Annotated in this window: 22 protein-coding genes; 10 read left to right on the forward strand and 12 right to left on the reverse strand. The window is 70.4% G+C overall.

Translation table 11 applies throughout. The features are described 5' to 3' along the window. Positions 1-19 precede the first annotated feature (19 nt). On the forward strand, positions 20-961 hold the full coding sequence (gene ispH, locus ORI60_RS13750) for a 4-hydroxy-3-methylbut-2-enyl diphosphate reductase (RefSeq protein WP_266037606.1): 942 nt from the start codon (positions 20-22) through the stop codon (positions 959-961). Beyond that, a complete protein-coding gene (locus tag ORI60_RS13755) occupies positions 951-2,657 on the forward strand; it encodes a 1-deoxy-D-xylulose-5-phosphate synthase (protein WP_266037607.1) in 1,707 nt (568 codons plus the stop codon). The genes ispH and ORI60_RS13755 overlap by 11 nt, the downstream gene beginning before the upstream one ends. On the opposite strand, the gene ORI60_RS13760 is transcribed toward ORI60_RS13755, so the two are convergent. Then, a complete protein-coding gene (locus ORI60_RS13760; RefSeq protein WP_266037608.1) occupies positions 2,620-3,717 on the reverse strand; it encodes an acyltransferase family protein in 1,098 nt (365 codons plus the stop codon). The genes ORI60_RS13755 and ORI60_RS13760 overlap by 38 nt on opposite strands. Before the next feature lie 140 nt (positions 3,718-3,857). Then, positions 3,858-4,979: a citrate synthase gene (locus tag ORI60_RS13765; protein ID WP_266037609.1), complete on the reverse strand. Its 1,122-nt coding sequence runs from the start codon at positions 4,977-4,979 to the stop codon at positions 3,858-3,860. 42 nt (positions 4,980-5,021) lie between these two features. On the opposite strand from ORI60_RS13765, the gene ORI60_RS13770 reads away from it, so the two are divergent. Next, positions 5,022-6,146: a citrate/2-methylcitrate synthase gene (locus ORI60_RS13770; protein ID WP_266037610.1), complete on the forward strand. Its 1,125-nt coding sequence runs from the start codon at positions 5,022-5,024 to the stop codon at positions 6,144-6,146. Here the strand turns inward: ORI60_RS13770 and ORI60_RS13775 are convergent. Then, positions 6,139-6,288 (reverse strand): hypothetical protein, encoded by a 150-nt coding sequence (locus tag ORI60_RS13775; RefSeq protein ID WP_266037611.1) that lies wholly within the window; start codon positions 6,286-6,288, stop codon positions 6,139-6,141. The two genes, ORI60_RS13770 and ORI60_RS13775, sit on opposite strands and share 8 nt — an antisense overlap. A 71-nt stretch (positions 6,289-6,359) precedes the next feature. On the opposite strand from ORI60_RS13775, the gene ORI60_RS13780 reads away from it, so the two are divergent. Next, entirely contained in the window at positions 6,360-7,304 is a 945-nt protein-coding gene (locus ORI60_RS13780) for a GlxA family transcriptional regulator (protein WP_266037612.1), read from the forward strand. On the opposite strand, the gene ORI60_RS13785 is transcribed toward ORI60_RS13780, so the two are convergent. Further along, a complete protein-coding gene (locus ORI60_RS13785) occupies positions 7,209-7,742 on the reverse strand; it encodes a MarR family winged helix-turn-helix transcriptional regulator (protein ID WP_266037613.1) in 534 nt (177 codons plus the stop codon). The genes ORI60_RS13780 and ORI60_RS13785 overlap by 96 nt on opposite strands. A 95-nt stretch (positions 7,743-7,837) precedes the next feature. On the opposite strand from ORI60_RS13785, the gene ORI60_RS13790 reads away from it, so the two are divergent. After that, complete coding sequence (locus tag ORI60_RS13790) at positions 7,838-8,395, forward strand: YceI family protein (RefSeq protein WP_266037614.1); 558 nt, start codon at positions 7,838-7,840, stop codon at positions 8,393-8,395. Here the strand turns inward: ORI60_RS13790 and ORI60_RS13795 are convergent. After that, positions 8,382-9,149 (reverse strand): universal stress protein, encoded by a 768-nt coding sequence (locus ORI60_RS13795; RefSeq protein WP_266037615.1) that lies wholly within the window; start codon positions 9,147-9,149, stop codon positions 8,382-8,384. The two genes, ORI60_RS13790 and ORI60_RS13795, sit on opposite strands and share 14 nt — an antisense overlap. Positions 9,150-9,233: 84 nt before the next feature. On the opposite strand from ORI60_RS13795, the gene ORI60_RS13800 reads away from it, so the two are divergent. Continuing rightward, a complete protein-coding gene (locus ORI60_RS13800) occupies positions 9,234-9,887 on the forward strand; it encodes a response regulator (protein ID WP_266037616.1) in 654 nt (217 codons plus the stop codon). 127 nt (positions 9,888-10,014) lie between these two features. Here ORI60_RS13800 and ORI60_RS13805 read toward each other — a convergent pair whose 3' ends face one another. Next, the gene (locus tag ORI60_RS13805; RefSeq protein ID WP_266037646.1) at positions 10,015-11,580 is read right to left on the reverse strand and encodes a GAF domain-containing protein; all 1,566 of its coding nucleotides are present in this window, start codon (positions 11,578-11,580) and stop codon (positions 10,015-10,017) included. A gap of 157 nt (positions 11,581-11,737) precedes the next feature. Here ORI60_RS13805 and ORI60_RS13810 point away from each other — a divergent pair, with 157 nt between their 5' ends. Further along, positions 11,738-12,397 carry a hypothetical protein gene (locus ORI60_RS13810; protein WP_266037617.1) on the forward strand — a complete coding sequence of 220 codons (660 nt, stop codon included), beginning with the start codon at positions 11,738-11,740 and terminating at the stop codon, positions 12,395-12,397. Here the strand turns inward: ORI60_RS13810 and ORI60_RS13815 are convergent. Both ORI60_RS13815 and ORI60_RS13820 read right to left on the reverse strand, forming a co-directional pair. Next, on the reverse strand, positions 12,394-13,551 hold the full coding sequence (locus ORI60_RS13815; RefSeq protein ID WP_266037619.1) for a hypothetical protein: 1,158 nt from the start codon (positions 13,549-13,551) through the stop codon (positions 12,394-12,396). The two genes, ORI60_RS13810 and ORI60_RS13815, sit on opposite strands and share 4 nt — an antisense overlap. An 83-nt stretch (positions 13,552-13,634) precedes the next feature. Further along, positions 13,635-14,162: a CGNR zinc finger domain-containing protein gene (locus tag ORI60_RS13820; RefSeq protein WP_266037620.1), complete on the reverse strand. Its 528-nt coding sequence runs from the start codon at positions 14,160-14,162 to the stop codon at positions 13,635-13,637. Between the two features lie 117 nt (positions 14,163-14,279). Here ORI60_RS13820 and ORI60_RS13825 point away from each other — a divergent pair, with 117 nt between their 5' ends. Both ORI60_RS13825 and ORI60_RS13830 read left to right on the forward strand, forming a co-directional pair. Continuing rightward, a complete protein-coding gene (locus tag ORI60_RS13825) occupies positions 14,280-14,714 on the forward strand; it encodes a nuclear transport factor 2 family protein (RefSeq protein WP_266037622.1) in 435 nt (144 codons plus the stop codon). A gap of 5 nt (positions 14,715-14,719) precedes the next feature. Further along, positions 14,720-15,400 carry an MOSC domain-containing protein gene (locus ORI60_RS13830; protein ID WP_266037647.1) on the forward strand — a complete coding sequence of 227 codons (681 nt, stop codon included), beginning with the start codon at positions 14,720-14,722 and terminating at the stop codon, positions 15,398-15,400. Here the strand turns inward: ORI60_RS13830 and ORI60_RS13835 are convergent. Both ORI60_RS13835 and icmF read right to left on the reverse strand, forming a co-directional pair. After that, positions 15,397-15,576: a hypothetical protein gene (locus tag ORI60_RS13835; RefSeq protein WP_266037623.1), complete on the reverse strand. Its 180-nt coding sequence runs from the start codon at positions 15,574-15,576 to the stop codon at positions 15,397-15,399. The two genes, ORI60_RS13830 and ORI60_RS13835, sit on opposite strands and share 4 nt — an antisense overlap. Positions 15,577-15,700: 124 nt before the next feature. Next, positions 15,701-18,907, reverse strand: a complete 3,207-nt coding sequence (icmF, locus tag ORI60_RS13840) for a fused isobutyryl-CoA mutase/GTPase IcmF (RefSeq protein ID WP_266037624.1) — start codon at positions 18,905-18,907, stop codon at positions 15,701-15,703. Positions 18,908-19,043: 136 nt separating this feature from the next. Between icmF and ORI60_RS13845 the strand changes: the two genes are divergently transcribed. Beyond that, a complete protein-coding gene (locus ORI60_RS13845; RefSeq protein ID WP_266037625.1) occupies positions 19,044-19,385 on the forward strand; it encodes an iron chaperone in 342 nt (113 codons plus the stop codon). A 54-nt stretch (positions 19,386-19,439) separates the two neighbouring features. On the opposite strand, the gene ORI60_RS13850 is transcribed toward ORI60_RS13845, so the two are convergent. Together ORI60_RS13850 and ORI60_RS13855 are read right to left on the reverse strand one after the other, a co-directional pair. Next, positions 19,440-19,946: a hypothetical protein gene (locus tag ORI60_RS13850; protein ID WP_266037626.1), complete on the reverse strand. Its 507-nt coding sequence runs from the start codon at positions 19,944-19,946 to the stop codon at positions 19,440-19,442. 117 nt (positions 19,947-20,063) lie between these two features. Then, complete coding sequence (locus tag ORI60_RS13855; protein ID WP_266037627.1) at positions 20,064-23,813, reverse strand: hypothetical protein; 3,750 nt, start codon at positions 23,811-23,813, stop codon at positions 20,064-20,066. Positions 23,814-23,872 lie beyond the last annotated feature (59 nt).

Here is a 23,872-nt window from a genome sequence, read left to right on the forward strand (position 1 = left end):
CGCTTTGGGAAGGCGCTCGATGACGGAACATCCGCCGCGTTCGGTGCTGCTCGCCTCACCCCGGTCGTTCTGCGCCGGGGTGGAGCGCGCCATCGAGATCGTGGAACGACTGCTCGACCAACGCGGCGGCCCCATCTACGTGCGCAAGCAGATCGTGCACAACATCCACGTCGTGCGCGCGCTGGAAGCTCGGGGCGCCGTGTTCGTGGAGGAACTGTCCGAGGTGCCTGTCGGTGCCACGGCGGTCTTCTCCGCGCACGGCGTCTCCCCCGCCGTGCGGGCGGAAGCCGAGGCACGGTCGTTGGACGTGCTCGACGCGACCTGTCCCCTGGTGACGAAGGTGCACGCCGAGGCACGGCGCTTCGCCGAACGCGGCGACACCATCGTGCTGATCGGGCACGCAGGGCACGAGGAGGTCGAGGGCACGCTGGGCGAGGCGCCCGGCCGGATGGTGCTGGTGGAGACCGTGGCGGACGTCGAGGCACTGGAGATCACCGGCCCGGTGTCCTACCTGACGCAGACGACGCTGGCCGTCGACGAGACGGCCGAGGTGGTCGAGGCGCTGGAGCGGAAGTTCCCGCACGTGCGGGGGCCCGGTTCCGACGACATCTGCTACGCCACCACGAACCGGCAGATCGCGATCCGCGAGGTCGCCGCGCGGTCGGACCTGGTGCTCGTGGTGGGGTCGAGGAACTCGTCCAACTCGGTGCGGATGGTCGAGCTCGCCTCCCGCGTGGGCACGCCGGCCCACCTGATCGACGACGCCTCGGAGATCGACCCGGCCTGGCTGGACGGAGTGACGTCGGTGGGCCTGTCCGCGGGCGCGTCGGCACCTCCCGAGCTCGTGGACGAGGTCGTGGCGGCCCTGGAGGCGCTGGGCACCGTCTCGGTGTCCACGCACACCACCGCGACGGAGACGATCGCCTTCACCCTCCCGCTGGCGGTGCGCCGTGCTGGCTGACATCACCTCGCCCGCGGACGTCCGGGCGCTCTCGTCCTCCGAGCTCGGCGCGCTGGCCGGGGAGATCCGGTCGTTCCTGATCTCCAAGGTGCACCGGACCGGCGGGCACCTCGGCCCGAACCTGGGCGCCGTCGAGCTGACCATCGGCGTGCACCGGGTCTTCAACTCCCCCACCGACGTGGTGCTGTTCGACACCGGGCACCAGTCGTACGTGCACAAGATGCTGACGGGCCGGTGCTCGGACTTCGACTCGTTGCGGCAGGCCGGCGGCATGTCCGGCTACCCGTCCGCGGCCGAGTCCGCGCACGACGTCATCGAGAACTCGCACGCCTCCACCGCACTGTCCTATGCGGACGGTCTGGCCAAGGCGTTCGAGCTCGGCGGCGCCGACCGCCGGGTCGTCGCCGTCGTCGGTGACGGCGCGCTGACCGGCGGCATGTGCTGGGAGGCGCTGAACAACATCGGTGGCTCGTCGCGCCCGGTCGTGGTGCTGCTCAACGACAACGGCCGTTCCTACGACCCGACGGCGGGCGGCTTCGCCGCGTCGTTGCTGAACGGCTCGGCCCGCGGGCTGTTCGAGGCACTGGGGCTCGCGTACATCGGCGAGGTCGACGGCCACGACGTGCACGCGGTCGAGAACGCCCTGTGGGAGGCCAAAGCGCTCGGCCGCCCGGTCGTCGTGCACTGCAAGACCGTGAAGGGCAAGGGGTACACCGCCGCCGAGACCGACGAGGCCGACCGCATGCACGCCGTCGGCGCGTCCGGTGCCCACCGCGGGCGGACGTGGACCGACGCGTTCTCCGACGAGATCGTGGCCATCGGCGCGGACCGCCCGGACGTCGTCTGCCTGACCGCGGCGATGCTGGAACCGGTGGGGCTGCGGCCTTTCTCCGAGCGGTTCCCGGCGCGCGTCTTCGACGTCGGGATCGCGGAGCAGCACGCCGTGACGTCCGCCGCCGGCATGGCGATGGGAGGGCTACACCCGGTCGTCGCCGTCTACGCGACGTTCCTGTCCCGCGCCTTCGACCAGTTGCTGATGGACGTGGCCCTGCACCGGCTCCCGGTGACGTTCGTGCTGGACCGGGCCGGCGTGACCGGCCCGGACGGCGCGTCGCACCACGGCATGTGGGACGCCTCGGTGCTGCCCGTGGTCCCCGGCCTGAGGCTGGCCGCGCCGCGCGATCCGGCCTCGCTGGCCGCACTGCTGCGCGAGGCCGTCGAGGTCTCGGACGGCCCCACGGTGGTGCGCTACCCGAAGGCGTCCATCGGCCCGGACGTGCCCGCGCTGCACCGCGTGAGCCACTTCGACGTGCTGCGCGAGGAACCGGGCGCCGAGGTGCTCCTGGTCTCGGTCGGCCCGCTGGCAGGCCCCTGCCTGGCGGCGGCGGAGGAGCTCGCCTCGCACGACGTCCGCGTCAGCGTCGTGGACCCGCGCTGGACGGCGCCCCTGGACCCGCACCTCGTCAAGTACAGCGGCCAGCACCGCCTGGTTCTCGCCGTGGAGGACACGACGTCCACCGGAGCCCTGGGCGCACGTCTGGGCCAGGCCCTGACCGGTTCCCCGACCTGCGTGGCGACTTTCGCGCTGCCACCGCGCTTCCTTCCGCACGACTCCCGGGCCCGCATCCTGCGCGCGCACGGCCTGGACGCCGCCGGCATCACGACGAGCGTGCTGAAGCGCCTCGGCGTGAAGTGACGTACCAGCCGATCCAGAAGGACAACGCGATCGCGCCCGCGCCCACCAGCGGGGCCTTCACCTCCGCGGGGAGGTCCAGCGGGCGCAGGCCGGTCGCGAGCGTGAGCAGGATCGGCCCCTGCACGACGAACGCGACGTAGGCGGACCGCGCCAGTCCCTCCGCGAAGGGCCCCTGGCGCGTCAGCCGGCGTTGTGCCAGCCCGATGAGCCACAGACTCCCCGCCACCACCAGGATCCCCTCGACGAGGGCGAGAGTCGCGGCCTGCCACCTGAACCCGCCGAGGAACGGCTCCGCGTTCCCGGCCAGGTCCAGCACACCCATGAGCGCCGCCGCGACCGGCAGGACCGCGATCGTGCCGATGACGACGTTGCGGGTCATGCGGTAGATGGCGTCCGGCACCCGTTCCGCGAGCTTGCGCCCGCCGATCGCGCCGAGCAGCAACATCCCCAGGCACTGCGGCCACCACCACAGGTGCAGGTCCCCGACCTGCCCGCTGCGCGCCGGGAAGACCAGCCGCGTCAGGAAGGTCGTGCCCGCGACGATCAACGCCATGCCCACGACGGTCCGCGGCGTGATGGCACGTTCCTTGACGGGCGGCGCCAGCGCGATCGCGATGCTGAAGATCAGCAAAACTCCCACGAACCACAGCGACCCGCTGTCCAGGAACGGCCGCCGGTCCGTGAACGCCTGCCACCACGAGACGTCCCGCCCGGCCCCGTTGTAGGCGATCCACACGAACGTCGGCCAGACGACGACAGCGCTGACCACCCACGGCGTCCCCAGCCGCACGAGCCGGTCCGCGATGAACCGCTGCCGCCCTTTGCGCTCGATCGAGCCGGGCGTGAAGATCCCGGCCATGAAGTAGAAGGTGCCCATGAAGAACAACCCCGACGGCCCGATCAACGCCGCCAGCACCGTCTCCACCCCGGGGTGGAACGTGACCTCGTTGACCTCGTCGTAGGGCCAGCCGCCGATCGCGGCGTAGCCCAGCAGCGCATGGCCGCCGATGACCCACGCCACCAGGATCACCTTCAGGTTGTCCACGGCGGACAATCTCATGGTTCCGATGGTCCGCTTCCCGGCGCGATCACGCCAGCAGCCAGGAGGGCGGACAGCACTCCACCCGGCCTCCGGCGCCAACGCCACGCGGGGGCCCTTCGTGCTGTCTTACCGCACGAAAGCTCCCCGCGTGCGCTCGGCTACGGCCTGTCGCCCGTGTAGACGCCCATCGTCCGGAACCGCAGACCCGGCTCCTTGTACTCCTCCATCGCGTGCGCGACCCACCCCGCGATGCGTGCGATCGAGAAGATGGCCTCCCCCGCCGTCGGCGGCATCGAGAACGTCAGCCCGAACTGCGCCAGCGCCAGGTCCATGTTCGGGAACGTCTTGGGCTGGGTGGCGATCACCTTGTCCACCACCAGGTCGCCGGAGCCGCGCAGCATCGCCAGGAAGTGGTCGGCGCGCGGGTCGCGGGACCGGTAGATGCGGTGCCCGAAGCCGGGGATCGGCTGGCCCGCCCGCAGGTGCTCCGCGACGGTGCCCATCGGGTCGGCCGCGGCCTGGGTCAGGAAGCGGTGCGCGATCGTCGCGGCGGCGCCGTGCCGCTGGCCCTCCATCGCGCCCAGACCCGCGGAGACGACGGCGTACGGGTGGGCGTGGGCCGACGCGGCGACCCGGGCGGCCATGGTCGAGATGGCCAGGTCGTGGTCGGCCAGGAGGATCAGAGCGGCGTTGAGCAGGTCGGTCCGCGGGGGTTCCGGGGACAGGCGGGCCCAGAGGCGGTCGGCGATGTCGGTGCCGGCGGGCCTTCCCAGCAGCGGCAGGGACTCGACGACGTCGGCGATTAGGGACATGGCCGTGGTGATGGCCCGGTCGAGGTCGAACCTCAGCGGGTCGCCGGCGCTCGCGAGGACCACGGCCACCCGGATCCGGTCGGTCAGGGTGGCGCTCTCCGGGAGGGCCATCCAGATCTCCTGGCCCTCGGGGAACTGCACGCCCTCCGAGTCGATTCCCGTCCACAGCCAGTGCGCGACGTCCTCGAAGCGCTTGGTGCTCGCGAGCTCGGGGACGGAGCGGCCCCGGTAGTGGAGGCGGTCCTTCTCCAGCAGGGAGATGCGGGTGCGGATGCGATCCGTCACAGCGGACACCGCGCCGCGGGCACCAGTGCGTTGCGCCAGGGCTTCGACCTCGGCGACGTCGAACATGCTCTGGCGGTTGACCTTCTTGCTGGTCAGGAGCTTGCGGCTGACGTACGAGTACACCGTCGCCGGTTTCACGCCGAGTCGGCGGGCAGCTTGAGTCGTCGTCAACATTGATTCCATCAACGTTGACTGTACAAGACATGTTGACGGAGCCTTGCATCCATGTTGATTGATGCACCCAAAGGGCTTAAAGATGTCGTCGTCACCACGACCCTGATCGGGGACGTGAACGGTGCCGCGGGCTACTACCACTACCGCGAGCACGACGCGATCGAGCTGGCCAGGACGCGGTCGTTCGAGGACGTGTGGTTCCTCTTCGCCGAGGGCCGGCTGCCGGAGGCGGACGAGGCCGCGCTCTTCGCCACGCGGACCGCCGCGTTGCGAGAGCTGCCGGCGACCGTCAGCGAGGTGCTGCCCGCGATCGCGCGGTCGGGCTGCACGGCGCTGGCCGGGCTGCGGACCGCGTTGTCGATGCTGCCGTCGCAGCCGATGTGGGACGCGCCGATGAGCCAGCGAAAAGCCGACGCACTCCAGGTCAGCGCCATGACGCCGACGATCCTGGCGGCACTGCACCGGCTCAAGCTCGGACTTGATCCCGTCAACCCCAGGGTGGATCTGTCCACGTCGGCGAACTGGTTGTACATGTTGACTGGACAGGAGCCGTCAACGTGGGCGAGCCGTGCTGTCGAGCAGTACCTGATCGCCACGATCGACCACGGCTTCAACGCCTCGACGTTCACCGCGCGCGTGGTCGCGAGCGCGGGAGCGGACGTCGTGTCCGCGGTGACGGCGGCCATCGGGACGTTCTCCGGACCGCTGCACGGTGGCGCGCCGGACCGGGCGCTGGAGGCGCTCGACCTCATCGGGACGCCGGACAACATCGACGCCTGGGTGCGGGACCGCATCGAACAGGGCGACCGGATCATGGGTTTCGGGCACGCCGTCTACAAGACGGAGGACCCGCGGGCACGCCTGCTCAAGGAGATCGCCCAGGAGCAGCCGACCCGGCTCACCGAGTTCGCGGTCACCGTCGAGCGCAGGGTCACGGAGCTGCTGGCCGAGCTCAAGCCCGGCCGGCAGCTGTACGCGAACGTGGAGTTCTACGCCGGCGTGCTCATGGAGCAGTGCGGCATCCCGCGCGAGATGTTCACGCCGACGTTCGCGTGCAGCCGGGTGGTCGGATGGTGTGCCAACGCGCTCGAGCAGTCCGAGGACACGAAGATCATCCGTCCGGTCGCCCGCTACACGGGACCTCAGCCGACGATCGCGCGACCTGGGATCAGGTGAGGTAGCGGAGTTCGTCGCGAACGCGGACGCGGTCGCGGTCGGTGACGTCGGAAGATCCGGCCAGACCGGCGGTGCGGTCGCGGTGCCGGTCGAGCCAGGCGGAGAGGGCGGCCACTGCGAGGACGATCGCTGCAAGAGTCATGTCAGTAAGTTTGCGGTCAGCGATATCCCGCCAAAAGTGGCAGATCTGACGTCGCGCGCTAATATCCTGCCATGCTGCGATCGGTGGCGGTTCCCCTCATCGACGGCGTCGCGCCGTTCGAGTTCGGCCTGCTCTGCGAGGTGTTCGGCATCGACCGGACCGAGGAGGGCGTGCCGCTGATCGATTTCCGGGTGTGCGGGGAGATCCCGAACCAGCCGGTGCCGACGAGCATCCGCGGCGTGAGCATCACGCCGGAGCACGGGTTCGACGCGCTGCAGAGCGTCGACCTCGTCGCGCTGCCCGCCGTGCGCGTCCGCGACGACTACCCGGAGAAGCTGGTCAAGGCGCTCCGCGAGACCAGCGCGACACTGCTCAGCGTGTGCAGCGGGGCGTTCGTCCTCGGCGCGGCCGGCCTGCTCGACGACCGGCACTGCACGACGCACTGGCACGAGGCTCGGCAGTTCCAGGAGCGGTTCCCGAAGGCGCGGCTCGACCCCGACGTGCTGTTCGTGGACGACGGGAACATCATCACCAGCGCCGGCACGGCGGCGGGCATCGACGCCTGCCTGCACCTGGTCAGGCGGGAACTCGGCACCAAGGTCGCCAACACGATCGCGCGCCGGATGGTCGTGGCCCCGCAGCGCGACGGCGGTCAGCGGCAGTTCGTGGAGCTCCCGATCCCGGAGTGCAGCTCGGACAGCCTGGAACCGGTGCTGGAGCAGGTGCTCGACACGATCGCGGACAACCACACGGTGGCGTCGATGGCGAAGCTCGCCGTCATGTCCGAACGGACTTTCGCGCGCAGGTTCGCCGCGGAGACCGGCACCACTCCGAACAAGTGGCTGTCGCTGCAGCGGGTGCTCCACGCGCGCAGGTTGCTCGAGGAGACAGACCTGGACGTCGACACGGTCGCGACCAGGTCAGGCTTCGGGACAGCCGCCCTCCTCCGGCACCACTTCCACCGCGTCGTCGGCATCGCACCGAGCGATTACCGCCGCACATTCTCCTGTCGTTAAGCGGGTGAAGATCTTCTCGGAGATCGATCCCAGCGCCTCGACCTCGGCGTCGGTGAGCAGGTCGAAGACCAGCTGGTGCACCGTCTCGGCATGAGCGGGCGCCGCCTCCTCGATCGCGGACCGGCCCTGGTCCGTCAGCACGACGAACGACCCGCGCCCGTCGCTGCTGCAGTTCTCCCTGCGCACCAGCCCGCGCTTCTCCATCCGTGCGACGTGATGTGAGATGCGGCTCTTCTCCCAGTGCAGGGACCGTGCGAGCTCCAGCACGCGCACGCGTTCATCAGGCGTGTCGGTGAGCTGCACCAGCACGGCGAAGTCGGCCATCGAGATGTCCGAGTCGACCGACATCCGCTTGCTCAGATGCGCGTTGAGCTCCCCCTGCATGCGGACGTAGGCGCGCCAGGCCCGCTGCTGCTCAGGTTCCAACCATCGTGTCACCGCTTCAGCATACGGGAATAGTTGACACATCATCCAGGTTCGAGCAAGATGAGTGACACTTCAACCAAATCGCACAACCGAAGGACTGGGACACCATGACCACCGCCACCAACCTCTCCGAACTGACCGGCGACTACGTCATCGACGCCTCGCACTCCCGCATCGGCTTCGTCGCGCGCCACGCGATGGTCACCAAGGTTCGTGGTGCGTTCAACGAGTTCGACGGCAAGATCTCCATCGACGGTGACAAGCCGGAGAACACCACCGCCGAGGTGACCGTGAAGGTCGCGAGCATCGACACCCGCAACGCGCAGCGCGACGGTCACCTGACGACCAACGACTTCCTCGCCGTCGAGGAGTACCCGGAGATCAAGTTCGTCTCGACCTCCGCGAAGCAGGTCGACGACGACAACTTCGAGATCACTGGCGACCTCACCATCAAGGACGTCACCAAGAGCATCACCATCCCGTTCGCCTTCGAGGGCGTGGCCGTCGACCCGTTCGGCAACACCCGCGTCGGCTTCGAGGGCTCGCACACCATCAACCGCAAGGACTACGGCGTCACCTGGAACGCCGCCCTGGAGACCGGTGGCGTGCTGGTGAGCGAGAAGGTCGTCCTGGAGTTCGAGATCTCCGCGATCAAGCAGGCCTGACGACGGCCACCGGGCACGGGGCGTGGTAGATCAGGGCCTGCGAGGTAGACCCGAGCAGCATCCCGGCGAATCCGCCACGCCCCCGCGACCCGACCACGAGCAGTCCGGCCCGTTGCCCGAGCTCCAGCAGCAACGGGATCGGCCGCTCCCCCACCACGAGCTGTTCCACCGCGACGTCCGGGTACTTCTCCAGCCACCCGGACATTCGCGTGTCCAGCGCCGGCGACTGCTCGTCGTCGTGCGCCATCGCCGCCACCAACGGCGTACCGGACGCCGCCGCCTCCTCGAACCCGAAGCCGATGGCCGCGTCCGATTCGGGCGAGAGGTCGACGCCCACCACCACGGGACACTCACCGTGAATCGACAGCGCCACAGCCGTTGAGCCGACCAACGCTCCGGTGAACCCGCCCAGCCCGTGCGACCCCACCACCACTTCTCGTGCGCGTGCAGACTCCGCGATCAACACGGGCGTGGGATGTTCCATGCGCAGGTCGTGCTCCACGGGCACATCAGGCGCTTCGGCCTGTGCGACGGCAACGGCTTGAGAGAGCCACATCCGGCCCTGGTCGTACATGGCTGAACGCAGGTCACGCGCTGACGAGATGACCTCCGGATACCCGCGTGTGGGCAACGTGTAGGCGTGCACCAACCGCAGCGGCGCACCGTGGCGCATGCACGCGCGGGCAGCCCACGCCACCGCGGCGAGCGCGGAGGTGGAACCGTCGACTCCGACGACAACGGGCAGTCCGCTCATGATCTGAAAATAAGCCCGATCGTCGTAGTGAGCCGCGTGCCGTTGGTCCCCTCGTGTCAGGGTCTTTGGGCTACCGTGGCCCCCATGGCGACGCGTGTTTTCCTCGTCGACGACCACGAGATCGTCCGGCGCGGCATAGCGGACCTGCTCGGCGAGGAGTCCGATCTCGAGGTGGTCGGTGACGCCGCATCGGTGGCGGAGGCCCTGGCCAAGGTGCCGGGTGCGCAGGCCGACGTGGCGGTGCTCGACATCAGGCTCCCCGACGGCAACGGCATCGAGCTGTGCCGCGACCTGCGCAACCGCGTCCCGGGGCTGCAGTGCCTGATGCTGACGAGCTTCGCGGACGACGAGGCCCTGTTCGACGCGATCATGGCCGGCGCCTCCGGCTTCGTGCTGAAGCAGATCCTGGGCGCGGACCTGGTCAACGCCGTCCGCACCGTCGCGGCAGGACAGTCCCTGTTGGACGCCCGCACGACCTCCGCGCTGCTCAACCGGATCCGCCGCGAGCGCGAGGAGGGCGACCCGCTGCGCGTGCTCAGCGAGCAGGAGCGCACGGTGCTCGACCTGATCGGCGAGGGCCTGACCAACCGGCAGATCGCCGAGCGCATGTTCCTCGCCGAGAAGACGGTCAAGAACTACGTCTCGCACCTGCTGGCGAAGCTCGGCATGCAGCGCCGCACGCAGGCCGCAGTGTTCGCGTCGCAGTTCCGCAAGGATGGCGACAAGCCGCAGCACTAGTGCGTTCGAGTGAATCGCGTCAGCGTGGTTCCCGCTGAGCCTTTCCGCGCGCTGCCAGGAGATCCGGCTGCGGACGTCCCGCTCGACGGGGTGCGCTGGCCACCCGGTGCCGGCGGCACCCGCGTGCCTATGTGAGCGGGACCCGCCACACCACGCACGCCCCGCCGCCCTCCGGCGCCGTCACCGCCAGCGACCCGCCGAACATCGACGCACGGTGCGCCAGGTTGCGCAGGCCGCTGCGCGCCGCCTCGGCCGGGAGGCCCACACCGTTGTCCTGCACGGTGATCACGACGTCCTCACCGGCGTCGATCAGCACCGTCAGCTCGGTCGCCCGCGCGTGCCGCACGCAGTTCGTGACGGCCTCGCGCACGACGGCCTCGACGTGCTCGGCCAGTTCGGGTGGTACCGAGTTGTCCACGGTGCCGGACATGCGGACGGACGGCTTGAGGTGCGTCGTCTCGGTCAGGCCCGCGACGAGGTCGAGCAGGCGGCGGCGCAGCGAGGTGTTGTCGTTCGAGTGCAGGTCGAAGATCGACGTGCGGATCTCGCGGACCGTCTCGTCGAGCTGTTCGACGGCGGTCCGCAGGCGCGCGGCCACCTCGGGTTCGGTGATGCGGCGCAGGGTGGACTGCAGGGTGAGGCCGGTGACGAACAGGCGCTGGATGACGTGGTCGTGCAGGTCGCGGGCGATGCGGTCGCGGTCCTCCAGCACGTCGAGCAGGCGTTGCGAGCGCTGCTGCTCGGCGAATTCCAGGGCGACGGCCGCCTGGTCGGCGAACGACGCGAGCATCGGGACCTGGTCGGGCAGGAAGCGGGTCCCGCCGCCCTGCCGCAGCACGACGAGGGCGCCCGTCACGCCCATCTCCGACCGCAGCGGGACGGCCAGGGCCGGGCCGAACGCCGAGCCGAGGTCGTCCGCCAGGAGCGGCACGCCGGAGCGGATCACGTCCTCGACGGCGTGGTCGGCGGCGTCGAAGCCGTCGATCTTCACGCCCGCGCTGGCGGCGACGGACAGCGGTGTGTGCCGGCCGTCGCCCAGGACGACCAGGGCCGAGTCGGCGCCGGTGAGCTCGACGGTGCGCTGGGTGATGAGGCGCAGCGCGTACTCGCCGGAGGCACCGCCCAGCAGCTCGGAGTTGACCTCGCCGATCGCCTCCAGCCACCGCTCGCGCATGCGGGAGCGTTCGAACAGGCGGGCGTTCTCGATCGCGATGCCCGCGGCGGCGGCCAGGGCCAGCAGAACGGCCTCGTCGTCGGCGGTGAACTCGGCGGCGCCGATCTTCTCGGTCATGTAGAGGTTGCCGAACACCTCGTCGCGCACGCGGACGGGCACGCCCAGGAAGCTGTGCATCGGCGGGTGGTTGGGCGGGAAGCCGACCGACATCTCGTGCCGCGCGAGGTCGCGCAGGCGCAGCGGCGTCGGGTCCTTGATCAGCAGCCCGAGCAGGCCCTTGCCCTCGGGCAGGTGGCCCATGGACCCGCGGGTCACCTCGTCCACGCCGACGTGGAGGAACTCCGAGAGGTCGTCGCGGGTGCCGAGCACGCCCAGCGCGCCGTAGCGGGCACCGACCAGGTCCACGGCCGCCTGGACGATGCGCAGCAGTGTCGGCTCGAGTTCCAGACCGGACGCGACGGCGAGCACCGCGCCCAGCAGTTCCTGCATGTGGTCGCGGGTGGTCACGATCTCGTCCATGCGGTCCCGGACCTCGTCGAGCAGCTCGTCGAGGTCGCGGCGACCAGGCAGATCAGGCACGCCGCTTAGATTCGCACATTTTCGACCAACTCACGGCCCTAGGAAATGAGGACCTTCGACCGTGGCTCGCCCGTCGTTCCGGCCGGACAGTATGACCATGACCGTCACCGTGCCCGGCGCACTCGGACTAGCGAGTGAGGAAGTGCGCGGCGTCCTCTCCCTGGCCAGAGCCTCCGCTCCCGGCGTGCGGTTCGAGGTGCGTCCCGAGCAGATCGAGCTGCACACCACCGGGCCGCACGGCCGGGAGACGCGGCTGGCCTGCGGGGCGGCGCTGCTCATCGCCCGGCTGGCGCTGCAGGGCCACGGCATCCGTCCACTGGTGACGCTGCTGCCCGGGCCGAGCGCGCACGACGCGGCGGCGGCCATCAGGCTCGGCGGCTACCAGGAACCGGGCTCGGACGTGCTGGCGCTGCTGCGGTCGCTGAACGCGAACCGTCGCACGTGGACGACGTTCCCCGAGCTCGCCGTCTGGCGCGGCCTGCTGTCGCGGGCGGCCGAAGTGGAGCGTGCCTGGCTGCACGTGCGCAGCACAACCGAGCTGGTGCTGTGCACCTTCGCCCAGGGCGCAGCGGCCGAAATCCGTGCGGGGCAGGCGATGCAGCGCGTCGTGCTGACCGCGGCGACGGCCGGGTTCGCCGTCTCCCCCGCCCACGACGCGATGAGCCTGTCCGCGTTGCGCGCGGACCTGCGCCCCTGCCTGGGCAGCACTCTGGTGCCCCAGATCGTGCTGCGCCTGGGCAGCTCAACCCCGGTCTAGCGGGCCATCACCGCCTTCCACAGCAAGCGTGCCAGCTCCGGGTGGCAGATGTCGTTGTGCGCGCCCGCGATCCCGTCGATCCGGCGGATCACGGACGTGCAGTCGACGTTGTGCACCTGCCCGCGCAGGAGCTCGCCGGGAGAGCCGATGTCGTGGCCGTGCGCGTAGGTGCCCTGCACGCCGTGCGAGCCGAGGCCGCCGTACTTCGGGTACTCGTCGAGATCGACCTGCCGGCCCGACCGCGCGGCCAGCGGGTAGAAACGGCCGATGGCGTAGTCGTTCGACGACGTGGTGACGATGATCGGGCCGGGCACGCGGCCGAGCACGCCGCGGAAGTAGCCGGAGCCGGGTTCGCCGGGCAGCCGTTCCGCGAACGACCACAGCGACATCGCGCCCTGCACGAGGGTCAGCGTCGCGGCGGGCACCACGTTCGCCATCGCGGTGGCGGTGATGCAGCCGAAGCTGTGGCCCATCAGGTGGATGCGCGCGTTCGGGGCGGCCTGGGCGACGTCGCGGGCGATCCTGGCCGCGCCGCTCTCGCCGAACACTTTGGCGCGCCGCTTCATCTTCCAGAACGTCAGGATCCGCAGCGGCGACAGGATGCCGCCCAGCGCCGGGTCCTCCAGGCACGCCCGGTAGAGCTGCTCGGCGTCGAACGCCATCCCGTCCTCGCCCGGCAGGTCCGGGACCGAGCTCTCCAGGTAGTCGTAAGCCTGTTTGACCGTGGCCGACATCCGGCACGGGTGCTGCCGGGCGGCCTGGACGATCGTGCGCACGGCGGCCGTGCGCCCGGCGCCGCCGCCGAGGCGGTCGGCCTGCGCCTTGATGAACTCGTCCGACCGCACGTCCTCGTCTCCCCACGCCTTCGACGGCCAGTGCAGGCCGACGAGCAGGGACTTGAAACCGCCCGGAAGCCGGTGTGCCGCTTCACGTTCGGCCCGGCAGCCGGCCATCGTCGCGACCCATCGGCCGTACTGATCGCGAGCGGCCGGCACGTCGCCGTTCCACCCGTGGATGAAGAAGAAGACGTCCGTGACGCCTTGGCGGGCGTCGTACAGCACGTCGGCGCTGTCCCGCCCCCGCTCGTTGCCCGTCTCGTCGAAGCAGACGAGGTGATAGCTGATGTCGTGACCTGGCACGGATTCTCGGGACATCGCGGATCACCACCACACAGAACGCGCCCCACACTGTTGTCCGTTTCATCGGAACCGGGGCGGCCCATGTTTACCCCCGCTGATCAGGAAAACCCGTTCGGACCAGGGGATTCACCCCGATTGCGCCGGTAGTGGCGAGCCGCGCGAACCCTGTTGCCGCACGACGGCGAGCACCATTCCCGGCGCGGGTGGTCCTTCACGAAGTAGAGCACGCAGCCCGGTGCATAACAGGCGCGCAACAGGACGTTGTCCTCACCGGTGAACAGGTCCACGGCCTCCGCGGCGATCGAGGCGCGCTCGCGGTCCGCGAGCGATCCGGCGCTTTCGTTGTGCCGCAACAGTTCTCCGTCCCGCACGGTCAGCTGCGGCCACCGCTGGGCACTGCGCGCCGCCCGGTTGACCTCGGCCACGGCCCGCTCCAGGTCACGATCCCGCGCGACCGCACGCGTGTCCCCGGTCAGCACGCCCGCGAGGTCGCGCAGCGCCTGCCGCAACGCGCGGAACGCGTCGAGATCGGCCTCGTCCACCGGAACGCCCAGGAAGTCGCGGAGCCCACCGACAGTCGTCAGGTCGTCGTGCACCTGCGACCGATTGGCCCAGATGGTGTTCATCAGCAGGACCGGACGGGGTTCGGCGGGCGTCAGCACACCTAACGGTAACACGAGCTTGCATCCGTTAGAAAACCGTTCTAACGTTTGCGGCGTCGCCCAACCGTTGGAAGGACCGTCGTGACTCTCTCGCCCCCGTTCGACGCCGAGACCGCCCGCCTCAAGGTCCAGGCGGCCCAGGACGCCTGGAACACCAGGGATCCGGTGCGCGTCGCCGCCGCGTACACGCCGGATTCGGTGTGGCGCAACAGGTCCGAGTTCGTCCGCGGCACCGCCGAGATCGTCGCGTTCCTGACGAGGAAGTGGGAGCGCGAGCATGAGTACGTGCTGCGCAAGTCGTTGTGGGCGTTCGGCGACGACCGCATCGCCGTGCGCTTCCAGTACGAGTGGCACGACGACGAGGGCCAGTGGTGGCGCAGCTACGGCAACGAGAACTGGGAGTTCGCCGAGTCCGGCCTGATGCGCAGGCGCGAGGCGAGCATCAACGACGTGAAGATCACCGAGTCCGAGCGCCGCGTCGATCCGGACTCCACCGACGAGATCCCCGCGGAGTGACGACCATGCACGTCAAGGCGTTGTGGCGCTACCCGGTGAAGTCGCTGGGCGGCGAGGAGATCCAGCAGGCCGCGTTCACCCCGGACGGCGTCGAGGGCGACCGCCTGGTGCACGTGCGGGGCCCGCACGGCGTGCTGACCGGACGCACCCGGTACGGCCTGCTCACCATCCCGGCGACCACCGGCCCGGACGGACCGCTGGTGGACGGGCACCCCTGGGACAGCTGGCAGGCCCACGAGCGGGTGCTCCCGTTCGGCGGCAGGCTGACCCGCTACACCGGCCCGGAGCGCTTCGACGTGCTGAACGTCCTGGTGGCCACGGACGGCCAGGTCGAGGCCGCGGGCGTCGACGTGCGGCGGTTGCGGCCCAACATCCTCGTCGGTGGCGTCGAGCCCGGCGAGGAGGACTCCTGGCCGGCGCACGCGCTGGTGGCCGGCGACGTCGTGATCGGCATGTACCAGAAGCGCGCCCGGTGCGTGGTCACGACGATCGACCCGGACACCGGGGCGCAGGACCTCGACGTGCACCGCCGGATCCGGCGCGAGTTCGGTGGCGTGCTGTGCCTGGACAGCTGGGTGGTGCGGCCGGGCGTGGTGAACGTCGGCGACCCGGTGGAGCTGGTGCCGACCGACGAGCTCCCCGGCCACGTCGGCGGGTGGATCGTCGGCCGGCCCTACGCGGTCTAGTCGATGTCGCGCGTGTGCACCCAGCCGACCAGGTTCTTGTGCACGTTGTCGTGGTCAATGATCAGCGACCAGTCGTAGCCCTCGGAGGGCACGCTCGCCCCGGACAGGTCCGCGATGTCATGGCGCGGGGGACCATGCCGTAGCCGCACCCCATCGCCGGACAGCTGTGTGCCCACAGTTCGATCTGCGACGGCCCCCGCTTCGTCCCCTGGAGCGCCACGGCCTCTGTCAACAGCGATCCACGCGAAATGGCCGCCCACCGACAGAGGTCGATGAGCGGCCACCACGCCGTTGCTGCGCCTAGATGTTGCGGCGGTACTGCCCGCCCACCTCGAAGAACGCCTCGGTGATCTGCCCGAGCGTGCACACGCGGGCCGCGTCCATCAGCACCGCGAACACGTTCTCGTTCGTCTGCGCCACCTCGCGCAGCCGCGCCAGCGCCTTCTGCGCCTCGTCGCGGTGTGCGGCCTGGTAGGCGCGGGTGCGGTTGACCTGCGACTCCTTCTCCTTCTCGGTGGCGCGCGCGAGCTCGATCTTCACGACCTCGCGTTCGCCGCTCTCGGGCAGGAAGGTGTTGACGCCGATCAGCGGCAGCGAGCCGTCGTGCTTGCGCTGTTCGTAGAGCATCGACTCGTCCTGGATGCGGCCGCGCTGGTAGCCGGTCTCCATCGCGCCCAGCACGCCGCCGCGTTCGGAGATGCGGTCGAACTCCATCAGCACGGCCTCTTCGACGAGGTCGGTCAGCTCGTCGATGACGAACGAGCCCTGCAGCGGGTTCTCGTTCGCGGAGAGGCCCCACTCCTTGTTGATGATCATCTGGATGGCCATCGCGCGGCGGACGGACGACTCCGTGGGAGTGGTGATCGCCTCGTCGTAAGCGTTGGTGTGCAAGGAGTTGCAGTTGTCGTACAGCGCGCAGAGGGCCTGCAGCGTCGTGCGGATGTCGTTGAAGTCCATCTCCTGCGCGTGCAGCGAACGGCCCGACGTCTGCACGTGGTACTTGAACTTCTGCGAACGCTCCGCGGCGCCGTAGCGGTCGCGCATGGCCACGGCCCAGATGCGGCGCGCCACGCGGCCGATGACGCTGTACTCGGCGTCCATGCCGTTGGAGAAGAAGAACGACAGGTTCGGCGCGAAGTCGTCGATGTTCATGCCGCGCGCCAGGTACGACTCGACGTAGGTGAAGCCGTTGGCGAGCGTGAAGGCGAGCTGGCTGATGGGGTTCGCCCCGGCCTCGGCGATGTGGTAGCCCGAGATCGACACCGAGTAGAAGTTGCGGACCTGCTGCTGGATGAACCACTCCTGGATGTCCGCCATCATGCGCAGCGAGAACTCCGTGGAGAAGATGCAGGTGTTCTGGCCCTGGTCCTCCTTGAGGATGTCGGCCTGAACGGTGCCGCGGACGTTGGCCAGCGCGAACGCCCTGAGCCTCGCGTACTCGTCCGCGTCGGGCTCGCGGTCGTTGTCCGCCTTGAACTTCTCGACCTGCTGGTCGATCACCGTGTTGAGGAAGTACGCGAGGATCGTCGGCGCCGGGCCGTTGATCGTCATCGACACGGACGTCGTCGGCGCGACCAGGTCGAAGCCGTCGTACAGGGCCTTCATGTCGTCGAGCGACGCGATCGAGACGCCGGAGGTGCCGATCTTGCCGTAGACGTCCGGCGGGGTGTCGGGGTCGCGGCCGTAGAGCGTCACCGAGTCGAACGCCGTGGACAGGCGCGTGGCCGGGTTGCCCTTGGACAGGTACTTGAAGCGGCGGTTGGTGCGGAACGCGTCACCCTCGCCCGCGAACATGCGCGCCGGGTCCTCGCCCTCGCGCTTGAACGGGAAAACCCCTGCCGTGTACGGGAAGAAGCCCGGCAGGTTCTCCTTGCGCAGGAACCGCAGCAACGAACCCTCGTCGTCGTGGCGGGGCAGGCTGACCCGGCGGACCTGGTTGCCGGACAATGTCTCGCGCGTGAGCCTGGTGCGGATCTCCTTGTCCCGCACCTTGAACACGAGCTCGTCGCCGGAGTACTGCTCGACGGTCGCCGGCCAGGCCCTCAGCAGGTCCGCCGTCTCGCGGTCCACCTCGCGCTCGGCCTCCGCCGCCAGCTCCGCGATGTCCGCGACGCCCTTGCCCGCTGCCTCCAGAGCCTTCTGCGCACCGGCGAGCTGGCTGTGCCTGCGGACCGCCTCGACCTGCTCCTCGGTCCTGCGGTGGTAGCCGCGCACCGTGTCGGAGATGTCGGAGAGGTAGCGCGCACGGGAGGCGGGCACGACCGTGGACGCGGAGGTCGACGTCTTGCCGGAGACGACGGGGAGCGCGCCCTCCTGCACCGCGAGACCGTGCTCCACCAGGCCGTCGCGCAGGAACTGGTAGAGCGCCGTCACGCCGTCGTCGTTGAACGTCGCGGCGGACGTGCCGTAGACCGGCATCTCCTCCCACTTGACGCCGAACGCCTCGCGGTTGCGCACCATCTGCCGCGCGACGTCCCTGCGCGCGTCCTCGGCACCGCGGCGCTCGAACTTGTTGATCGCCACGGCGTCCGCGTAGTCGAGCATGTCGATCTTCTCGAGCTGCGACGCGGCACCGAACTCCGGCGTCATCACGTACAGCGAGAAGTCGACGAACGGCACGATGGCCGCGTCACCCTGACCGATACCGGGCGTCTCGACGATGACCAGGTCGGCACCGGACGCCTTGCACGCCACGATGGCCTGCTCCAGGCCGTCCGGGATCTCGCTGCCCGCACGGCGCGTGGCCAGCGAACGGAAGAACACGCGGTCGCCGTCGAGGCAGTTCATCCGGATGCGGTCGCCGAGCAGCGCGCCACCACCACGCCGGCGCGTCGGGTCGACGGCGAGCACGGCGATGCGCAGCTTGTCCTGCTGGTCGAGCCGGAAGCGGCGCACCAGCTCGTCGGTGAGCGACGACTTGCCCGAGCCACCGGTGCCGGTGATGCCCAGGACCGGCACCTTGCGCGTGGTCGTCAGCGGCTCCGCGGTACCGGCCTCGATGTGCGTGATCGCGCGCGCCAGGGCCTCGTCCGCTCCCGTCAGCAGCGCGTCGTGGCTGAACGGCTCCGTCAGCGCGTGGTCGCACTCCTCGATCATCAGGTTGATCATCCGGGCGAGGCCGAGCGTCTGCCCGTCCTGCGGCGAGAAGATCCGCGCGACCCCGCGCGAGTGCAGCAGCTCGATCTCCTCGGGGACGATGACGCCGCCACCGCCGCCGTAGACCCGGATGTGCCCGGCGCCGCGCTCGTTGAGCAGCTCGACCAGGTACGAGAAGTACTCGACGTGCCCACCCTGGTACGCGCTGATGGCGATGCCCTGGGCGTCCTCCTGGATCGCCGCGTCGACGACCTCCGACACCGACCTGTTGTGGCCGAGGTGGATGACCTCCGCACCCTGCGACTGCAGGATCCTCCGCATGATGTTGATAGCCGCGTCGTGGCCGTCGAACAGGCTGGACGCGGTCACAAAGCGCACCGGGTTCACCGGCTTGTGCAGAGTGGTCGCCATGAGAATAGTTTGACTTCCTACTATTGGACGTGCAACCGAGGGTGGTCCAGGTCTCTGTATCGAGAAGGAGACGCCATGGTCCCGCCACCTGCCACAGGTTCGCTCGCGGAGCGCTTCCCGCGAGTAGCGTGCCGCCATGGCCGACGTTGACGACTACTTCGCGAGCCTCGACGCCCCGGCACGCGCCGCGTTCACCCGCATCCGCGCGCTGGCCGAGGAACTGGCCCCGGCGGCCGAGCAGGGGCTGAGCTACGGCCTGGCCGCCCTGAGGCTCAACGGCAAGCCGCTGCTCGGGTTCAAGGCGGCCAAGGACCACCTGGCCGTGTTCCCGTTCAGCCCCGCGGCCGTGGACGTGGTGCGGGACCGGCTGGCCGGTTTCTCGCTCTCCAAGGGCACCGTGCGGTTCACCCCGGAGACGCCGCTGCCCGACGACGTGGTGCGCGACCTGGTGCGGCAGCGGATGGGCGAGATCGGCTGAACGGCAGCGGGCCGACCCCTCACGCGGCCCGCTGCCGTCACCCGGCTCGGTGGATCACACGCAGTACATGAAGCCCTTGGCCTGGGCCGCGGCACTCCAGTCGCTGCTGCCGTGCTTCACGTGGAGCCAGGCGCTCGCCCACCAGGCGCACGGCGTCTCCCAGCGGCCCGGCGAGTTGATCGTGCGCTGCTGGCCTGCGGCCAGCGTGATGCTGTCGTCGACCTCGAGGAACGAGTCGTCGCCATTGGGGTCGCTGGACCCGAAGATGCGGTACCGCACTGTGCGCGCACTGGCCGCCGTGTTGATCAGACCGATGTACGAGACCCGGAAACAGCTGTCGCTGTCGCAGTTGTACCGGAAACACGCCTGGTAGCGGATGACGCCGTAGCTCTTGGTCGCGGAGCACACCGGCGAGGCCGCCGCTGAGAAGTCGCCGGACGGCTGCACCGCGTACGCGGCGGGTGCCGGCACCGGCGAGGCCACCGCGGCACCGGGACTCGCCAGCCCGAACACCGCGACGAGGGCCAGCACAGCCGGCCACGCGAACTGTCGTTGGAACATCGGATCCCCTCTGGTCGAACGTGGTTGCCCGACCAGGTCTACGGACCCCGGCGTTGTCCGATAACCCGGATCCCGCCCGGAAAACCCGCCCGTGGACAACCGGACGAGCGAACAAGCTCAGTCCAGCGGGCACACCGGCGCGTACGGCAGTTCCGGCAGGTACCGGTGCCATTCGCGCTCGGTCAGCGGGTCACCGGTGCCGGCGCAGATCGCGGCGGTGACGGCGTCCTCGTCGGTCTGCCACGTGCGCAGCGCCCGGTCCCCTCCCCCGGTCAGGAGCAGGTCGCCGACCGGCCGGAAGACCGCCGTGTTCACCGGTGAGCCGGTGGCGGACAGGACCGCGGTCCGGGTGGCCCGCGCCGGGTCGGCGACGTTCCACAGCCAGGTGGAGCCGTCGATCACGGCGGCGGCGAGCACTCCGCCGTCCGGGTGGAAGGAGAGCTCGAAGATCCGGCCGGTGGGACCGGTGAGCTCACCGGTCCTGCGGGGCGCCCCCGGATCGGTGACGTCCCACAGGACCACGACGCTGTCGACGCCACCGACGGCGAGCACCGTCCCCGAGGGGTTGAACACGGCGCTGTAGGCGTAGCTGTTCAGACCTCCGAGCCTGTTCAGCAGCCGGGGCGTGCCGGTCAGGTCGAACAGGTAGGTGGTGCTGTCGCCGCTCGCCGCGGCCAGCACCTCGCCCGAGGGGTGCCAGTCGAGGTCCAGGACGAGGTTCTCCGGCGTGTCCAGCACGGTCACGAGCACGGGCCGCAGGGGATCCGAGAGGTTCCAGACGCGGACGGACGTGTCCCGGCCCCCGGCGGCGAGCAGGGTGCCGTCCGGGCTGAACGCCACGGCCGTCACCTCGTCGTGCGAACCGCCGAGCCGGTGCCGTACGCGGGGGTGCGCGGCGTCGGTGACGTCGAGCAGGTGCACCTCGCCTCCGGTCGTGCCCGCGGCGAGCCGGGTGCCGTCACCGGACAGGTCGCCGGCACCGCTGAACGTCGCGCCATCCGACTTCAGTCCGGTGACCAGCGGTTCGAGGGACTTCGAGGTGTCCCACAGCGAGGCACTGCCCTCGGCCAGGACGGCCATCCGGGTGCCGTCGGCACTGAACGGCGTGTCGGCGATCGGCGCGTCCGAATGCCGTCGCGGGGACAGGGGCCAGATCCGCAACGCGCCGTCGCTGGCGACGGAGGCGACAGACCGGCCGCCGTCGGTGAAGGTGGCCCAGCTGACGACGTCCGGGTGCGGCAGGGTCTGCAGGGTCGACCAGGTCGTGGCGTCGAGCACCCGGATCGTGGAGTCGGCACTGCTCGCCAGCAGGTGACGGCCGTCGGGGCTGAACGCGGTCGCGGTCACCCGGAGGTCGAAAGGGGCCGACCGCTGTTCGAGCGCGCTGGGTGACCGGGGTTCGGAGATGTTCCAGGCCCGCAACGAGCAGTCGTGCGATCCCGCGACGAGGGTGCGGCCGTCCGGGGAGATCGACACGGCCGGGACCGGCCGCCCGCCCGTGCCGAGGACCGCGAGCTCGGTACCAGCGGTGTTCCACAGGTGCACGGTGCCCGACTCGGTCCCGGACGCCAGCAACCCGTCGGCTCCGTAGGTGACCGTCTTGGTCCTCGAGGACGCGGGCAGGGGCTCGAGCGGGCGCGGGTTCGCCAGGTCGGTGATGTCCCACCGCAGGACCCGGTCGCCTCCGGCCGCCGCGAGCTGGGTGCCGCTCTGGTCGATGTCGAGGCGTTCGACCGGACCGTTCGCGCCCATCGGGCCGCCGAGCGATCTGGGGTCGTGGGGATCGGAGATGCGCCAGAGCGTGATGGTCGCGTCGACGTCGCCGACGGCGAGCGTGCGGCCGTCGGGTGACAACGTCAGCGCGTAGACCACCGCACCCCGCCGCTGTCTCGGCATGAACTTCTTCGCGCGGACCAGCCTGCCGTCCACCCTGGTGAACAACTGCACCGAACCGTCGGTCGCGTCGCTGACAGCGACCACGGCACCGTCCGCCGAGGCGTCCATCGCGGTCGGGCCGGCGCCACCGAGGTAGCGGACGGGCAGCGCCGAGGACGACGATTCGAGCAGCGCCGACCTCGCCTCGGTCGTGTGCGCGATGCCGTGTCCCGCGACGGAGATCTGCGCCGCGAGCGCCGGGTCGGTGTCGCGCAGTTTCGCCGCGGTCAGCGCGAGTTGCCGGGACAGCGCGTTGTTGCGGGAGTTCAGCGCGTCGGTGCGGGCGTTGCCGGCGACGACCGCGAGCACGCCCGCGACGATCGCGCAGACGACGGCGGCGGCGGTCACCGCGGTCAACCGCCTGGACCGCCGCCGGACCGCCGCTTCGGCCCGCCGAGCCTGCGCGGTGCTCTCGTCGAGGAACGCCCGCTCCTCCTGGCTGAGCCGGACGGGCGCCGTGGCGGAGTCGGCGTAGGCGCGCAGGTGCTCCAGCCGGGCGCCCGCCGCGAGGGTCGCGGGATCGTGCCCGGCACCCGCCCAGATCCGGGTCGCCTCGGCGATCGAGCGGTGCACGCGCAGCGCGTCGCGGTGGTCGTCGATCCACCCGCGCAGCCTCGGCCACGCCGTGAGCACGGCGTCGTGCGCGATCTCGGCCGTGTTCTGGTCGACCGTGATCAGCCGGGCGCAGGCGAGCCGGTCGACCACCGCGTCCGCGTCCGGGGCGAGGCCGAGCAGTTCGACGACTTCCACCCGGCGGCGCACCGCCGCGCCCGTGTCCTCGTCCAGGACGAGCAGTCTGAGCAGCATCTCGGCGGCCAGCGCCTGAGCGGCGGGGTCGAGCGCGCCGAACGCGGCCTCCGCGGTGCGCGCGACAGCGGCGTTGATGCCGCCCGCCGCAGCGAAACCGGCCGTGGTCAGCACGTCACCGCGACGCCGGCGCCAGGTCTCCAGGAGGGCGTGCGACAGCAACGGCAGCACACCCGCCTGCCCGACGGCCTCGTTCACGACGGTGACGAGCAGCGCGCGTTCCACCGACAGCCCCACGGACAGCGCAGGCCTGCTCACCGCCTCGCACAGTTCCTCGCGGCCCATCGGCCCCACGAGCACCTGGTTGCACCGCAGGACCTCGATCAGCCCGGGGTGCTCGGCGCAGCGGCCGTAGAAGTCGGCGCGCACGCCCAGCACCAGCCGGATCCGCCGGTCCTCACGACCGGCCAGCGCGAGCACACCGTCGATGAACGCTGTGCGCTCGTCCGCGTCGCACAGCGTGTAGAGCTCCTCGAACTGGTCCACGACGATCAGCAGCGCCGTGCCGGACGGCAACGCATCGACCGCCTCGGTGACCGCGGCCTCGTCGTCCCCCGCCGCACCCAGTTCGTCGAGCAGACTCGCCCAGGGGCGGCCGCCCGGCGACATGATGATCGTGCGCAGTGCGGCCCGCTGACCCGCCCGGTGCAGCGCGGGCACGACTCCGGCCGCGAGCAGCGAACTCTTCCCCGCACCGGACGGCCCGAGAACGACGGTGACCCGATGGTCCGCAATTCGCTCGACGACCTCGGCCACGAGACGTTCCCGTCCGAAGAAAAGATCAGCGTCATCGGCCCGGAAACTGCTCAGGCCGCAGTACGGCGCCCGGCTCGTCCCCTCGGGAGCACCGCGCGCCTCGGCCACGGCGACGGCAGCGGCCTGCCATTTCGCCGACCATTCCTGTTTGTCTCCTCCGCAGGCCATCGCATAGGCGAGAGCGACGTCCAGCGTCGGCAGCCGTCGCCCTCCCGCGGCGGCCGCGACGGTCGAGACGGCGTAACCGCTGCGCGCCGCGAGCTGCCGATACGTCGGCGCGCCCGCGTCGTGACGAAGCTTGCGCAGGTCTGCGGCAAAGCGCTGAACCGCACCTTGCGCAGCATCCAGCGGTCGTTCCGGTCGAGGCATTTCCTACCCCCCTGAGAACCCACTCCCCTTTTCCCCTGCGGGAAACCGTATCGGTTTCT

It is taken from the genome of Lentzea sp. NEAU-D7 (assembly GCF_026242055.1).
In the GTDB taxonomy this organism is placed as follows: domain Bacteria; phylum Actinomycetota; class Actinomycetes; order Mycobacteriales; family Pseudonocardiaceae; genus Lentzea.

Excerpts from the sequence above, each read along its gene's own strand:
- ORI60_RS13765 (WP_266037609.1), bottom strand. The coding sequence starts at position 4,979 with ATGGAATCAATGTTGACGACGACTCAAGCTGCCCGCCGACTCGGCGTG.
- ORI60_RS13795 (WP_266037615.1), bottom strand. The coding sequence starts at position 9,149 with ATGAGCGGACTGCCCGTTGTCGTCGGAGTCGACGGTTCCACCTCCGCG.
- ORI60_RS13800 (WP_266037616.1), top strand. The coding sequence starts at position 9,234 with ATGGCGACGCGTGTTTTCCTCGTCGACGACCACGAGATCGTCCGGCGC.
- ORI60_RS13790 (WP_266037614.1), top strand. The coding sequence starts at position 7,838 with ATGACCACCGCCACCAACCTCTCCGAACTGACCGGCGACTACGTCATC.
- ispH (WP_266037606.1), top strand. The coding sequence starts at position 20 with ATGACGGAACATCCGCCGCGTTCGGTGCTGCTCGCCTCACCCCGGTCG.
- ORI60_RS13780 (WP_266037612.1), top strand. The coding sequence starts at position 6,360 with ATGCTGCGATCGGTGGCGGTTCCCCTCATCGACGGCGTCGCGCCGTTC.
- ORI60_RS13810 (WP_266037617.1), top strand. The coding sequence starts at position 11,738 with ATGACCGTCACCGTGCCCGGCGCACTCGGACTAGCGAGTGAGGAAGTG.
- ORI60_RS13820 (WP_266037620.1), bottom strand. The coding sequence starts at position 14,162 with ATGAACACCATCTGGGCCAATCGGTCGCAGGTGCACGACGACCTGACG.
- icmF (WP_266037624.1), bottom strand. The coding sequence starts at position 18,907 with ATGGCGACCACTCTGCACAAGCCGGTGAACCCGGTGCGCTTTGTGACC.
- ORI60_RS13760 (WP_266037608.1), bottom strand. The coding sequence starts at position 3,717 with ATGAGATTGTCCGCCGTGGACAACCTGAAGGTGATCCTGGTGGCGTGG.
- ORI60_RS13855 (WP_266037627.1), bottom strand. The coding sequence starts at position 23,813 with ATGCCTCGACCGGAACGACCGCTGGATGCTGCGCAAGGTGCGGTTCAG.
- ORI60_RS13845 (WP_266037625.1), top strand. The coding sequence starts at position 19,044 with ATGGCCGACGTTGACGACTACTTCGCGAGCCTCGACGCCCCGGCACGC.
- ORI60_RS13850 (WP_266037626.1), bottom strand. The coding sequence starts at position 19,946 with ATGTTCCAACGACAGTTCGCGTGGCCGGCTGTGCTGGCCCTCGTCGCG.
- ORI60_RS13815 (WP_266037619.1), bottom strand. The coding sequence starts at position 13,551 with ATGTCCCGAGAATCCGTGCCAGGTCACGACATCAGCTATCACCTCGTC.
- ORI60_RS13805 (WP_266037646.1), bottom strand. The coding sequence starts at position 11,580 with ATGGACGAGATCGTGACCACCCGCGACCACATGCAGGAACTGCTGGGC.
- ORI60_RS13775 (WP_266037611.1), bottom strand. The coding sequence starts at position 6,288 with ATGACTCTTGCAGCGATCGTCCTCGCAGTGGCCGCCCTCTCCGCCTGG.
- ORI60_RS13830 (WP_266037647.1), top strand. The coding sequence starts at position 14,720 with ATGCACGTCAAGGCGTTGTGGCGCTACCCGGTGAAGTCGCTGGGCGGC.
- ORI60_RS13770 (WP_266037610.1), top strand. The coding sequence starts at position 5,022 with ATGTTGATTGATGCACCCAAAGGGCTTAAAGATGTCGTCGTCACCACG.